The organism is Paenibacillus macquariensis, from assembly GCF_900156375.1.
In the GTDB taxonomy this organism is placed as follows: domain Bacteria; phylum Bacillota; class Bacilli; order Paenibacillales; family Paenibacillaceae; genus Paenibacillus_AQ; species Paenibacillus_AQ macquariensis.
The window spans coordinates 350712-364626 of sequence record NZ_FTNK01000002.1 but is presented as its reverse complement, the minus strand read 5'-3'; the positions used below and the strand labels follow the sequence as shown (position 1 = coordinate 364626).

The following is a 13915-nucleotide window of genomic DNA, read 5'->3' as shown; positions in this document are numbered from 1 at the left end:
CAGCCCCTAGAATATTCGATATCCATTGTATTTGTACGCAGCATAGTAGGTCGACGATACCAAGATTAAAGAGATCACAGATTTAAAGAGACCGACAGCTGCAGCAGGTCCAAACTGTTGGCTAAACATACCCAATCGATAGACGAACGTATCAATAACATCTGCCCCTTCATACACCGTTGGGTTATACATGATCAAGATTTGCTCGAAGCCGGCATTGAGAATACTCCCTAAACTTAATACAGCGAGCAAGATAAGAATCGGGGCCATACTTGGAAGCGTAATGTGAATCATTTGCTTCCATCTTCCAGCTCCGTCTATCTCTGCCGCCTCATAGAGCGTGGAATTAATGCCAATGATGACGGCAAGCATGACGATCATATTGTAGCCCATCCCTTTCCAAACGTCTGATCCAATAATAATTCCTCTGAACCATTGATTATCCAGCATGAACATAATGGGTTTAAAACCAATCGAGGATATCAAGCCATTAACAGCACCATTCAGAGAGAACAACTCAATAATGATGCCTCCAAGCACAGTCCATGACAGAAAGAACGGTAGGAAAATAGCTGATTGAACTATGCGTGAGAACCATTGCTTTGTAACCTCATTTAGCAATAAAGCCAAAATAAGGGGAACAACCAGGAATAACACCATTTTGAAAATCGAGATGATAACTGTATTCCAGAGGACTTGACCGAAATCCGGTAATTGAAATACATAACGGAAGTTGTCAAAGCCCACAAATTTCGATTTAAAAAAACCAGACAACGGCTCAAATTGTTGAAAAGCCATCACAAGACCAGCCATTGGACCGTATGCATAAATCAATGTAACGATAACCCCAGGTATTAACATCAGATGCAGCAGATACTCTTTTTTCAGCGTTCTCATAGAGACCCACCCTTCCTACATATTTTAAAACGGGAGCTGATACCGATTTCTCGACTCATCTCTCCCGCTTTATGATCCTATTGATTTATTTCGTAGCTTGCTTGGTATACCATTCATTTACCTCTTGCGTGATTTGATCTCCGCCAAGTGACTTCCAACTTGCAACGAACTTATCGAATTCATCTAGAGGCGCACCCATGATTATTTTCGTGAAGGACTCTTGCATCAATTTATCTAGCTGAGTACCCTTCTCTACCTGTGATGCCACTGGTATTCCGTAGAATTCATTGTTCACATATGCTTTACTTTCTTTAAGCTGGCGTGTCATACCCCAGCCGCCATCTTTGGCTGCACGGCTAAAGTACTGACCCCAGTTCACGCCTCTGGATGCAGTTGACGTATCTCCTGAGAGGAAATCCTTCGTTGCTTTGAATACATCGGCTACGTTCTTGTAATTCTCATCATCTAGTGTAATTTCAGTCTGATTCGCATCGAGCGCTTTGTTCACTTCTGTATAAATCGTATCGATCTGAGCAGGATTGTAGATCCGCGGATTAAACCAGTTATATACATATCCTTTTTCAGCTTTATTCTGGTCCATATATTTCTTATTGCCCATTTCAATATAGAAGTTGATCATCTTAATGGCTGCTTCTGGATTTTTCATTTTTTTGTTCACAGCGAAAAGTTTACTACTGCGGATTTTCGGAACAAGTGTGTTTCCTGGGCCTTCCAACCCTGGAATCTGAACCGCGATCCAATTGGCTTTCGGATCTTTATCCATATTTAAGTTAAGCGGCCAGTTCGGATACCACCATTCTCCGTAAGATATACCCACTTTACCTGCCGTGATATCTTCTACTGACTTATTCTCATCCTTGAGAGCGAACTCTTTATCAAGGATTCCATTCTGATACCAAGATTGCAGCTTACCAAGAGCAGCCTTCACTTCTGGTTGAATAAGACCCGGAATTAATTTACCTTCACTGTCTTTAATCCAAGCAGATTGATTATCACCAATGGAAGGATAGGCTCCAAATCCATTAAAGAATCCTCTGAGATCAAATCCCCAGAAAAATAAATTCTTTTGCGCGGCGATACCGTACGTATCATTCTTACCATTTTTGTCTGGGTCATTTTTAACAAACGCTTCTGCAACTTTCTCTAGTTCATCAATGGTTTTCGGAGCTTGTAAATTCAGATTATCAAGCCAATCTTTCCGAATCCATAGCTGCTGCGAGGACAGGAAAGGATCCTCAAAAGCAGGAATAGCTAGTTGCTTGCCGTCAGATTCAAAGGTCTTCATAGCGAATCCTCCATCAGACTCCATATATTTCTTGAGAGCCGGAGATGCGTATTGTTTATAAGCATCCGTTAAATCAGCAAGCATGTCTTGGTTTTTAAGTTTCTCAAAATTCTTCGGATCAAGTTCTAGAATATCCGGCAGATCTGCCGACGCCATAGCAAGTGAGAATTTCTGTTCAAACTGGCTAGACGGAACCGTCCATTTATATTTCACTTCGATGTTCAACATTTCTTTTAAGTCTTTGAAGTAGGCATTCTCTTCTGGTTTAATTCCTTGCGGAGTTCTTGGATCTTCTGGCGGGTTATACCCGAGTACTTCCGTTACAGTGACAAGATCAGCATATTTACCAAGCGGATCTGGTGGCGTATTGGTCTTTGTTTCCTCTTTAGTCGTGACTGGTTCACTAGTTGTAGTAGCTGTCTTGTCTTGACTTGAACACGCTGTGAATAACGAAACTGCCATCGTTGCAAGTAACATCATTTTCCATGGTTTGATTTTTTTCATATTGAACGCTTTCCCCCTTTATATTCTGCGAATGTTTAAACAACCTGTGCTGATATATTTCATTCTAACCAGAAAAGAAAGCGCTATCAATTTTGAGTTTTTTACATTGCTTGTAATTTATTTACTTATTCCGATATTCCTGCGGGGACAAGCCCATCTTTTTTTTGAAGAAAGTCGTAAAATAAGAATGCGAATCAAATCCAACTCGAATAGCGATTTCATTCAATCTAAGCGTCGTATTCTCCATCAGGTGTATTGCACCATCCAGCTTCTTCGTTTGAATATATTCTAATAAATTGTGACCTGTCATCTGTTTATAATAGCGAGACAAGTAAGAGGGATTGAAATGCACCTCCTCCGCAATTGCAGTAAGGGAAACATCGCCTGATAAATTCTTATCTACGTACCTTTGAATTTTTTCAATGACTAATGTATTCCCATCATCCTGCTGTATCCGGCCGCCTTCATAGAGGGATTCTTCATGCGCACTTGTCTTTTCAATATCTACGATAACCATATTCTGACCTAAAGAAGCCATGTTTTGGATCATGGAATGTAGTGATTTGTACTGGAGTCGGATCGTATCCCAATTGTTCATCAAATTTCTTGACATCCCAAAGGAAACAGAAACCCTCAGTAGCTCTTCACATTCATTCTGAACAAGCTCCAAGATCCCCCTCATATAGACCACTATGCCACGCCCTTCTTGAAATCGACTCATCAATTCTTCACCGGGTTGAAGTAGCCACACAAGTACATCATCAGGATAGATTACTTTTTCACATACGATAGATGGAGGTAAATAATTGTCAAATATCCGTTGAACGGTCTGAAGGTTAATCTTAGATTTATGTCCCTCTAGCCTGTCCACTTGTCCAATAAGAAAGAATGCAGGTTGATCGATGGATATCCTAATATCCACTTCCTCATAACGGGGTTCACACCGTAAGAAGATCAGAGATACCCCGTTAAACACTCTTTCCAACAGCTCATTTTTGAGGAAGGGTTCAGCAATCTGGAATTGCATTTGTACCCTTTCCTGTTGTCTTCTAAGGTTATTCTCCTCTTCTAGCTTACTAATCGCTACTTTTACCGCTTGAAAAATAGGTTCTATACCTTCGGTCTTGAGGATGTAATTATCCACTTTTTTACGTAACGCTTCATACACGTATTCAAATTCACTATAGCCTGTTAGAAATATAATTCGGCATAAAGGCCAATAGTAGGCAATTTCATCTACAAGTTGAAGACCATTCTTCTGCGGCATGCGAATATCACAGACTAAGATGTCCAGCTTTGTTGTCATGGCTATATTAAGCGCTTCTTTCGATGAATAAGCTTTGCATATATCAAGTTCAAATTCTGTATTTTCCTGAAAAAGCTGAACTAAGCCGTTTACAATGGTAGGTTCGTCGTCTACAATCAACAATCGGTACATGGTTATGCCTCCTCATTCTCATTTTTATTCATAATCACAAGCTCAACCTTTAAGCCGCCATATTGGCTACGGGAGACGAATAAGCCGCTTTCCGCTCCATACTTCAATTGTAATCTATTATTAACGTTTATTAAGCCCGTCTTCTCCATTTGTTTAGAATCCATTGCAAGTTTTTCTCGTAAAACTTCTATGTCCTTAGTTGTTAAGAGATTTCCATTATCCTCCACAATGATCCGCACTACCCCATTGTGACAGTTAGCTCTGATATAGACCACTCCCTCCACGGTACCATCTTCAAAGGCATGCTCAAACACATTTTCGACGATCGGTTGGATCATAAGGCGGGGCACGGAGATGGTATTCGATTCATCCGGAATTTCATCGTATTCATAACGAATGCGATTCGAGAAGCGGATACACTGAATCTCGCAATAATCCAGAGCATGTCGATACTCTTTATACAGAGGCACTTCATCCGATCCACTCCTCGTTATGTACTGGTAGTAACTCCCGAGCTTCTGTGAAAGCTCAGCAGCATTCTCTGAATCCCCAACTTTACACATCATATAAATATTAAAGAAACTATTATAGAGGAAATGGGGGTTGATTTGCGACTGTAATTGCTTCAATTGGGAGTGCTGCAGAGCGATTTTTTGTTCGTAATTCTCCTCAATTGAGCGTTTCAGGTTGAATGCCATCCGGTTAAAACTATGAAATAAATAGTGAAACTCATCCTTGGTCTTGGATTCAATCACGATATTGAGATTATCGGTTTCTATCATATGAAATGCTTTCACTAACTTGGATAGCGGTCTGTGAATCAATAGACTGAGCGAAAACGAATAGAGAACCATGATCACGATGGCTATGCCAAACAAAGTGTAGAACCAAGTAATGAACTGACTTAATGTGCGTGTGATTTCACGCTGATTCACATACATGATGAGCGATAAATCCATGGAGCCGACATCATTCTGTATGATGAAATAACTTGTTCCGTGTAATTGTTTTATGACTGGATTGATCGAATTACGAACACTCTGATCGTCAATTAGGTCGGAAATAGCTTCAGATTCTTGATTATCCATTGCTGTAGACATTATAGAACCCAAATTGCTATTTCCAAGTAACACTTCCGATTCCTTATATAACGTAGCGATTTGGTTTAATGCCTCTAATAACTTGGGTTTAGAAATTTCTATATATGAGATTGTTCCACCGTTATTCTCAGTCTCTATGAAGAAAATTCGATCCCCATCCCTGTAGAATGAAGGTTTCGGCGTAGTGCTCATCATAGAAGAAATAAGCCTAAATTCCTCATTGGGCGTATTAGTGACTCCCTTCATACTAGAGATCGTTTTCCCTAAAGCGCTTACATATACTCCTGCATTGATTACATAATCGCTAGAGATCAGAAGCGTAGTCAATCGGTCTCTGACCTGATCAATTAATGCCACCCGTTCATAATTTTCTAACATGCTACCTCTAAAGCTAAGTTTCTGTAAATCCTTATCACTTAGAAATTGCAATTGCAGATTACGGATGAAATACATTTCTTTATCTAGCTGCTTGGAATAAAAGGATGCTCCTGCAAGAGATGAATCCAAAATCGCATTTTTAGTTAATGACATACCCTTGTAATTCACCCAAATGTTCATCGAAATGAGAGGAATAAGAAATGCTATAAATACGATCACTATTTTTTTGTACACGAACCCTTTGGACATTTTTCTCGCAGTTAATAGTTTCATGCTTCACCTCCATGTTGATTTCAAGGTTCCTATTCATCTAGTATAGTGATATACAAAAAAAGAATCATCCTTTTGGGAGATTCCTTTTTTGCTCCTCATCTAATTCCCCTGATCTCAGATCAGATTAGCGATTATTGTACAACTCCACTTCATTTATTGCAAAATTACCCCACTTCAGGTTGGCTCCTTTTATTTTAAGGCGGAACTGTGTTGCCGTTGTTGAGTTAAATTGAATGCTTTGCGATTCATCGGTGCCGTCACTGGATTTCCACATCCATTGCACACCCGTCTTAAGAGGGCTCCAAGCCGTACCGTTATAGTATTCGAGATCCAACTTCGTTACGCCTTGTCCGGTTCCAAACCTTGTAACGATCTTCAGATTATTCGCTGTAACAGGTTTCGCACCAAAATCAAGGGTAATATAGTTCGGGAAGCTAACCCCCTTATCTATACTTGACCATGCGTTATCATAAGAGCTGTCATGAAGACCCTTAGTAGAACCGCCCGACAAAGTACCGATTGTTGCATTTATTGTCGCTAATGGAGCCAAGTTGCCCACCGAAGGCCCTGGAGGTTTCGGTAACGCAGTAACGGGTGCTGGAGTGAACACGATAGGTGTCTTATTTGTGGTAGGAGGCACTGCACCTTGATACTCATAAGCACCTATATCTGGGTCTCCGTTGTACAACGTGTTGCCGAAATAGTCACGACCGCCATTGTCAGCAATAGGAACTCCTGCACCGATAAGAGGGGAATCCTGCTGCAATTGGTAACCATCTACTGTATTCATCCCAACCCCGCCGCTGCCCGGGCTCATCAACTTCGGATTCGTGGTTATCTTATGGGCATCTGAACTGACCAATGTTTTCCCGCCAAAATAAGCGTTATTATCAAAAGTTTGCCCCGTTAAGTTCCAACCTCGATCCCCTGTACTGTAATAAACATTATTGTAGTTCATGATATTCTTCGGTTTGCCAGAGGACTTGGTGAAATAGTCACTCATGACTGGATTACCGGATGCTGCCCCTACATAAATCGTATTATTGTAGTTAAGTACCGTATCAATGGAACCGCTGTACCTGAAAATGCGACCTTTGTCATTTTGGCTGATGTTATATCTCACAATGGTATTGGTTGTGTAATAGGTATCATTTACAAAGAGCATAAATCCGCCTGCGTTATCATGACTGTAATTATATTGAACTAAAGATCCTATATTTCCAGCATCCACATCAAATCCTGAACCATCTTCTGATCCGTTACGACTGGCAAAAGATTCATTAAATTGAACAACGTTATTGTCTGCATAGGCCCACCAGATGGATGCATTCGTTGCGAGATAAGTAGACTCTTGAACAGTGTTATGTTCAACAATAGCACCGTCCGTTACATTCCAGGCGATACCGCCTGTTGCTGCTCTTACGATGGTATTATTGGAAATCTTCACGTGAGTAGAAGGTGTCCATGGACCGTAAGGCTTGGGAACCCACTCCCACAGATCTCCCATGCCATAACGAACAATACAATTGGAACCTATATAAATACCATAAGCATCTACATCGGTTAATGTGTTGCCATCGATAAGAACATCATTAAACGCACTCGGAACTGATGATCCAACAGAGTCGAATATGATGCCTCCGGATCGCGTCGTATACACGCCATCAACATCATGAATGTTTAAATTCTTGATATAAATATGGTTTAAAATTCCACCCTCTTCATTCAAGATATAGACACCGCGCCGTTCACCCCGTGCTCCCTTCCAGTCTCTCGTAAAAGGCTCTGAAGAGGGATTCGTTATTTCCAAATTATTGATTTCCCAATATTCTTGATTCTTCAAAAACACGGTTTGAAGTTCTGACTTAATACCCATTATCAACGGCTTGCTCCCTGTACCATACATATCAATGACGATTGGGCTGCCGCTTACACCTGAGCCTTTGGGCCAGAGCTGACCCTGCCACGATCCGCCTGATTTGAACAGAATTTGGTCTCCAGAAGCAAATGTCGTTGCATTAACTTTGGCTAATGTCTTCCATGCACCCCCCTGAATCCGTACCGACATTACTGTCATTCCCGCTTACGTTATCCACGTAGTACGTCTTCCCTGCTGCAGCCATGACTCTTGTAGAAGAAGTGGTAACCGTGATACTTGATAGCATAACAATAGTAATCAACATGCTAAATACTTTCCGTACTCTCCCTTTCAACATAAGCCTTCTTCCTCCCTTTTTTCATTCATGACGGATTGTCAAATACCACGCACTTAGCCTGACAATCGGTCTTATGTAAATACTCATCGGATGACCGATGAAGCGCTTACAAAAAAGTAAAAAAAATATTTATTCAGTAATCTTCCAGGATTGATAGCTGCTTTCATTCAATACAATCTGAGCTTCTGATAGCTTCTGACGGATCCGTTCCTCATATTTGTTATCTATATAATCATTAAGTACTTGTTCCTTCGTTTCCTCATATGCCGTATAACCCGAACCAGGCTCTATTTTTTCAATACACTTCACAATGTTAAAACTTCCATTTTCTTCAATAATGCTGCTTTTTTCTTGTACAGTAAGCTTTAATGAAGCTTGAGCCAGAGGACTTCTGGAATTCTGCCTATCATTCCCCAGATTAAATATCAGTTCGTTCTCAATGTCTTTATCCTTAAAGGCTTCAGCAAGATCCATAAAGGAAGCTCCAGATGCAAGCTCAGCGTTCACCATCTCCATTTCCTTCTTCGCCTGTTCTTTCTTGATCACATCCACATGATCATTGGAATCAAGAAAGGAAATAGATATTCTCTGTACCTTTACCAGACCTGGTGTACTGTATAATTCGTCCTTATGTGTATTGTAAAATCCTTTCAACATTTGTTCATCCTGTTTATTACTGTTCATCTGCATGCTTTGTTTTACAGAAATCATTGAATTGGTCAGTACATATTCAAAATAAGCTTCTTCATCATATTGGGCAGGCCCATATACAACCTGATGATTCTCGATGGCTTTCGCCCTTCTTGCATTTTCCTGATCTAATTGATGCACAAATCCCTGAAAGCTTATGTCCTGTAAAACGCCGAGTTCCTTGGCTATCATTTGTCTGACTTTAATTTTCACACTCTCGTCCAGTGCTTTTTTCTTCAATACCTCCGCAGGTACTTCTCCGTCAAAAGAAGTACTCCAAAATTGCGTCGTCAGTTCTGCGTTGTACTTATCTCGGAAATAATTCATGATATTAGGCTTGTTCATTCGAATCGCTCTGTTATACTCGGCCACACTGATAGGTATCCCATTAATCTTTACGATATAATCATCTTCATCGACTTTCATTCGAATCTTTTCTTTCGAAAATGCTGCTGATGTCACAATGGTAAGTAATAAGAATCCCGCAATAATCCACTTATACTTTAGGATTGAAATTTGTAACTGTCCCATGGACGTACATCACCTCCTAATTTAGTTCATATTATAAACTTCGCTTGTTACCGAAACAATTTCAAACATTTTACTTTCACTTGTAATATCTTTACCTTTTGAGTATCCGAAGAAAAGCAGAAGCAGCACTAGAACGAAGAAGGTAAACAGCAATATGTGGGGCATTGGCTCTCCTCCTGGATTAACTAACGCGTGATGGACACTCCTATCTTAAAGCCGCCATTTTACACCACTATGACAAAATAAAAAGACAACGCAAGAAACAAACCAACTACTTGAATCGTAGTTGGCTTGTCTTAGACTTTTATTGCAATTGAATCTGTTGCCCCTTAATTGAAACGAAATCCACATTTTCGATTTGTATAACCTCTGGATAGAGTAATTTAACCCTTTCACTACTTCACGATTTACAACTCCGCTTAGAATATCCGCAGATTTGAGGTTCATATTGTCTTCAAATGGTACTATGTATGTTTTTTGAAGCTTGCGGAATCTATCAATGGCTTTGTTCTTCGCGATAATCGCTAGATAAGTCTTTAAACTCCCTCGTTCTGCATCAAATGCTAGAGGGTTTTGCCAAAATTAATCACTTGAATCCTCTCCCACACAAAAAAAGAGACACCCCATAATAAAATGTCTCTTAATATTCATATTAAAATCTTACCTAATACTAGCATGAGGTTTTCGTCTGGCATTAGACTTTAAGCTTCTTTAACAATCCTCCAGCACGTAATATCTCCAATTTTTCTTCAGGAACACTTTTAGCAAGCCCACCCTTTTTCACATCAAAACTTTCCCAATCCACAAAGAATATAAAGTCATAGGTCACGGATAAATTTTCTGAATGATCTTGCTGATTCACTGTATATGCAACTTCTTGCCACAGTTTTTTCCCTTGAATCCACCAGCTACCTCTCATTGCCCAATACATCGTTAGTTTCTGAAGCTTTTCAAGTAATTCCTTATTGCTGAGCCCTACCTGGTAGTTTACCGGATGCTCGCCAGAAGCCCATATCGTATATATATCCTTTTCCTGCTCAATTTGTTCAAGTCGAACTTGTTCAAGACCGGGATGAAATACTGGATCATAGATACCATCAATCTCATCATGTAAATAAATCGCAATAAAACACACATTTTTCCCCTGTACTTTGTTTCTTGTATCTCTCACGATGATTTCCATTTCAGCACTCAGTTCTAACTTAACTTCAGCACGTAATGCATCTGCTTCTTTTTTTGAAATATTAATATAAAGAATACTTTGATTTCCATCTAGGACTTTGTAAAGATCACCATTATCATTGTACTCCAAATATGTATAAAGTCTGCTTGAACTCAAGGAAAGAGATGGCTCACTGTATTTTGGACAAATCACTTTAACTAAACGTTCTTGCTCATAAATATATTCTTCGTCTGTAAGCCAAGCATCATTTATATCTAGGTTGTGACGCGTAACGAACTCGACACTTCGTATGGGGCGACCATCCTCAAATGTTATTTCTTTGATTGAATCAATCCTGCCATCGCGATATAGTCGTGTCAAAATTTGATTATCTGAATACGTTGTGTAGCCAATTCCATTGTTGAGTTCATCGCAGTAAGTAACACGTAATTTTCCATCTTTATCAAATCCATAAAATGTATCAGTTTCCTTTTTTAATATTCGTCCTATTTTTTCATGGTTTCGTTCGAACCAATAAGGAGTCAAATCATAACGTTTATCCGAAACATACTCCGTTCTCACAACGAGTGCCTCTGCCTCCATTTTATATTGTTCATAATTGTTCTTAGCATCTAAACAAATCTCCATATAGTGTTCTTTATTAACCAATCTGTCTCTACCTCCTAAGGTATTAAAAAAACAAAATATGACATAATATCTTAATTATTATTACCTATTAAATGAAATTAGACAATGTGCTTCTTACATTTTCAAACAAATAAAAATAGAGGCCAACTACTAAATGTAGTTGACCTCTATATACTCGGTTCCCATCTAACTAACTCATGTTCAGAAGTTGTTGTTGTGTACCCTGAATTAGTGTTACATAGCTTCGGCTGTTTTCACCTTTTTCTTTCTCTTATCAAGTGCAACTGCCAATACGATCATACTGATAAGCCCAATAACTGCGAATATAGTAGCCGTTACGAATGACATATTAATACCATGCACCAATCCGTTCCCGGAAATCTCTTTGAATTGTTGGGATGCTGGATCTACTTGACCGGCTTTCGCCACTTCTGTTGATATGAACAGCTTTGTTTGTGTTGCCATGATCGTTGTCATAACAGCTGTTCCTATCGCACCGGAAATGGATTGAAGTGTGTTCTGCATAGCTGTACCATGACCTTGCAATGTAGGGCGTAAAGAATTTAATCCCGAAGTCATGAGTGGCATCGTTAAGAACGTTACACCAAATGAACGTACCATATAAATAACGATCATCAATACAACTCCAGTGGTGTAGGAAAGATTCGTGTACAATGCGGTCGTGATAACGAGAATAGTCACACCGGTAATCCCAATCCATTTCATACCGTGCTTATCAAAAAGTCTACCCGCAATCGGTGACATGATGGCCATGACAATACTACCCGGTAAGAGGAATAGCCCCGATTCTAGCGCAGTCATCCCCCGACTACTTTGTAAATAAGTAGGTAGCAGAATCATGGCTGAGTAAATGACACCATTCACGAAGAAACTTATAACTATCGATAATGTGTATTCTAATGATTTAAATATCCTTAGATCAATCAACGGTTCTTCTATCTTAAGTTGGCGTATAACGAATAGTGCAAGTGAGATCAACCCGACCACAATAGCGCTCAATACTGGAAGGCTTCCCCAACCTAGTTTGCCAGCTACGCCAAACCCATATAAAATTCCACCAAATCCAAATGTGGATGTAATGACACTTAGAACATCAAGCTTCGCTTGTTTCGGTTCAGATACATTTTTCAGTATAAAGAAAGAAACGAATAGTGCGACAAGTGAAAATGGTAATACGGCAAAAAATACATATCGCCACGACAATTGTGTGATCAATAGTCCTGATAATGTGGGACCTACTGCTGGTGCAAACATAATAGCTACACCGACAATCCCCATCGCAGCCCCGCGCTTTTCTATTGGAAAGAGCCGAAACACGACGTTAATTAATAAAGGCATAACAATACCTGCTCCTATGGCTTGCACAACTCGACCTAATAATAGCATCGTAAAGTTCGGTGCAGCTCCGCAAATAATTGTACCGATTGAGAACGTAATCATGGATGTAAAGAATAGCTGACGTGTCGTAAATCGTGCCATTAGAAATGCTGTAACTGGGATGAACACACCGCTTACGAGCATATATAATGTTATTAACCATTGTGATGTTGATGTTTCTACACCGAACTCCTTCGATAATGTAGGTAATGCAACATTAAGTACCGTTTGATTTAGAATTGCGGCAATCGCACCAATTAACAGAACGGTTAATATAGGCCCTGTTCTAGGCGTGCCAGCTTTTTGGATCGACATATTTCTATCCTCATCTCTCTTTTGTTAGGTATTGTAAATTTAATCATTAGCATACTAACTATTATATTAAAAAAATCAAACGTTCAAATTATCGATCATTTGATTTAGAAGTCGTCTTAGTAAGAGCAGTTCCTCTGGGTATATACCATGGAGTAGCTTTTCTTGATGTTTATGCCAGATCTCCTGTAAAGGTTGTTCAAGTGCCCGACCTTCTTCCGTTAGATAGACCCGACTGATACGAGCATCATTAACATCCTGCATTCGAGTAACTAGACCATATTCTACTAATTTCTTTAACATATTACTTAATGTTGGTGGTTCACAACCCATTCTCTCACTTAATTGTGATTGAGCAAGCCCATCTTCCATCCATAAATGATAAAGTGCATGTTCTTGTCCAACATGGATATGAAGATCCAAGAGTGCATCTGAATAATTTTTTCTCGACTTCGCGCTTAATTTACCTAATAACATGCGAATATCCTCTTCGATCATCTTCCGTACTCCTCCCATAAACACTTAGTGTGCTAATGATATCTCAAATTTTAAGTATATGTCAACTTTTTCACAAAGTGTTCATCAAGAAAGCGTATTAAAAAACCCACTAATTTCTCTACGTGTAGTAGACGAAATAGTGAGTTTAGTTGGGTCAGTTCAATCCATTTTATAATACTTGTAGAATCCATTCTAATGATAATGATAGCGCCAGTAAGGCAAAAATGAATGGAGGTAACACTTTTTTGAATGCATCCTTAATGATCATGTGAATCCCAGTAGCCCCAAGCATGGTCGATCCTATAATCAGCCCTCCTATCGCCACAAACTTCTCATCAAAGAATCCGATGACCAAAGCAATAGCCCCAAGTACCTCAACCAATCCCGTCACAATCCGAAGCCATTGAGGTAAATTAATCTCTTTAAAAATCTCTACTTGCTGTTTGCTACCTAGCAACTTCGATGTACCTGCTACAAGAAACATAAATATAAAAAAACACTGTATGACGATCATTACGATATTCAATTCAAATTACCCCTTTTGATGTCTAATAAATTAACATG

General features: G+C 39.5%; 12 protein-coding genes and 1 pseudogene. All 13 read right to left on the bottom strand.

From position 1 onward, the window contains the following. Positions 1-6: 6 nt before the first annotated feature. Positions 7-897 carry an ABC transporter permease gene (locus tag BW961_RS04670; protein ID WP_068581328.1) on the bottom strand — a complete coding sequence of 297 codons (891 nt, stop codon included), beginning with the start codon at positions 895-897 and terminating at the stop codon, positions 7-9. An 85-nt stretch (positions 898-982) separates the two neighbouring features. After that, positions 983-2707, bottom strand: coding sequence for an extracellular solute-binding protein (locus BW961_RS04665; protein WP_068581324.1), 1725 nt, complete (start codon positions 2705-2707; stop codon positions 983-985). A 121-nt stretch (positions 2708-2828) separates the two neighbouring features. After that, positions 2829-4145 (bottom strand): response regulator transcription factor, encoded by a 1317-nt coding sequence (locus BW961_RS04660; RefSeq protein WP_068581321.1) that lies wholly within the window; start codon positions 4143-4145, stop codon positions 2829-2831. Positions 4146-4147: 2 nt separating this feature from the next. Continuing rightward, positions 4148-5896, bottom strand: a complete 1749-nt coding sequence (locus BW961_RS04655) for a sensor histidine kinase (RefSeq protein WP_068581318.1) — start codon at positions 5894-5896, stop codon at positions 4148-4150. Positions 5897-6020: 124 nt separating this feature from the next. Continuing rightward, complete coding sequence (locus BW961_RS04650) at positions 6021-7964, bottom strand: right-handed parallel beta-helix repeat-containing protein (protein ID WP_068581315.1); 1944 nt, start codon at positions 7962-7964, stop codon at positions 6021-6023. Further along, positions 7915-8112, bottom strand: coding sequence for a hypothetical protein (locus BW961_RS31080; protein WP_244555871.1), 198 nt, complete (start codon positions 8110-8112; stop codon positions 7915-7917). The genes BW961_RS04650 and BW961_RS31080 overlap by 50 nt, the downstream gene beginning before the upstream one ends. Before the next feature lie 129 nt (positions 8113-8241). Further along, a complete protein-coding gene (locus tag BW961_RS04645; protein WP_068581312.1) occupies positions 8242-9333 on the bottom strand; it encodes a peptidylprolyl isomerase in 1092 nt (363 codons plus the stop codon). A gap of 21 nt (positions 9334-9354) precedes the next feature. Beyond that, positions 9355-9498: a hypothetical protein gene (locus tag BW961_RS30320; protein ID WP_156510100.1), complete on the bottom strand. Its 144-nt coding sequence runs from the start codon at positions 9496-9498 to the stop codon at positions 9355-9357. Positions 9499-9543: 45 nt separating this feature from the next. Continuing rightward, positions 9544-9900, bottom strand: a pseudogene (locus BW961_RS31855) (sigma factor); the annotation flags it as partial. A 127-nt stretch (positions 9901-10027) separates the two neighbouring features. Beyond that, the gene (locus tag BW961_RS04635) at positions 10028-11164 is read right to left on the bottom strand and encodes a hypothetical protein (protein WP_068581309.1); all 1137 of its coding nucleotides are present in this window, start codon (positions 11162-11164) and stop codon (positions 10028-10030) included. Between the two features lie 213 nt (positions 11165-11377). Further along, on the bottom strand, positions 11378-12856 hold the full coding sequence (locus tag BW961_RS04630) for a DHA2 family efflux MFS transporter permease subunit (protein ID WP_082867363.1): 1479 nt from the start codon (positions 12854-12856) through the stop codon (positions 11378-11380). 75 nt (positions 12857-12931) lie between these two features. Further along, positions 12932-13351 (bottom strand): MarR family winged helix-turn-helix transcriptional regulator, encoded by a 420-nt coding sequence (locus tag BW961_RS04625; RefSeq protein ID WP_068581306.1) that lies wholly within the window; start codon positions 13349-13351, stop codon positions 12932-12934. Positions 13352-13520: 169 nt separating this feature from the next. Further along, the gene (locus BW961_RS04620) at positions 13521-13877 is read right to left on the bottom strand and encodes a DoxX family protein (protein WP_068581303.1); all 357 of its coding nucleotides are present in this window, start codon (positions 13875-13877) and stop codon (positions 13521-13523) included. Positions 13878-13915: the final 38 nt, after the last annotated feature.

Coding starts and splice junctions, on each gene's coding strand:
- BW961_RS04670 (WP_068581328.1), bottom strand. CDS start 897: ATGAGAACGCTGAAAAAAGAGTATCTGCTGCATCTGATGTTAATACCT.
- BW961_RS04665 (WP_068581324.1), bottom strand. CDS start 2,707: ATGAAAAAAATCAAACCATGGAAAATGATGTTACTTGCAACGATGGCA.
- BW961_RS04660 (WP_068581321.1), bottom strand. CDS start 4,145: ATGTACCGATTGTTGATTGTAGACGACGAACCTACCATTGTAAACGGC.
- BW961_RS04655 (WP_068581318.1), bottom strand. CDS start 5,896: ATGAAACTATTAACTGCGAGAAAAATGTCCAAAGGGTTCGTGTACAAA.
- BW961_RS04650 (WP_068581315.1), bottom strand. CDS start 7,964: ATGTCGGTACGGATTCAGGGGGGTGCATGGAAGACATTAGCCAAAGTT.
- BW961_RS31080 (WP_244555871.1), bottom strand. CDS start 8,112: ATGTTGAAAGGGAGAGTACGGAAAGTATTTAGCATGTTGATTACTATT.
- BW961_RS04645 (WP_068581312.1), bottom strand. CDS start 9,333: ATGGGACAGTTACAAATTTCAATCCTAAAGTATAAGTGGATTATTGCG.
- BW961_RS30320 (WP_156510100.1), bottom strand. CDS start 9,498: ATGCCCCACATATTGCTGTTTACCTTCTTCGTTCTAGTGCTGCTTCTG.
- BW961_RS04630 (WP_082867363.1), bottom strand. CDS start 12,856: ATGTCGATCCAAAAAGCTGGCACGCCTAGAACAGGGCCTATATTAACC.
- BW961_RS04625 (WP_068581306.1), bottom strand. CDS start 13,351: ATGATCGAAGAGGATATTCGCATGTTATTAGGTAAATTAAGCGCGAAG.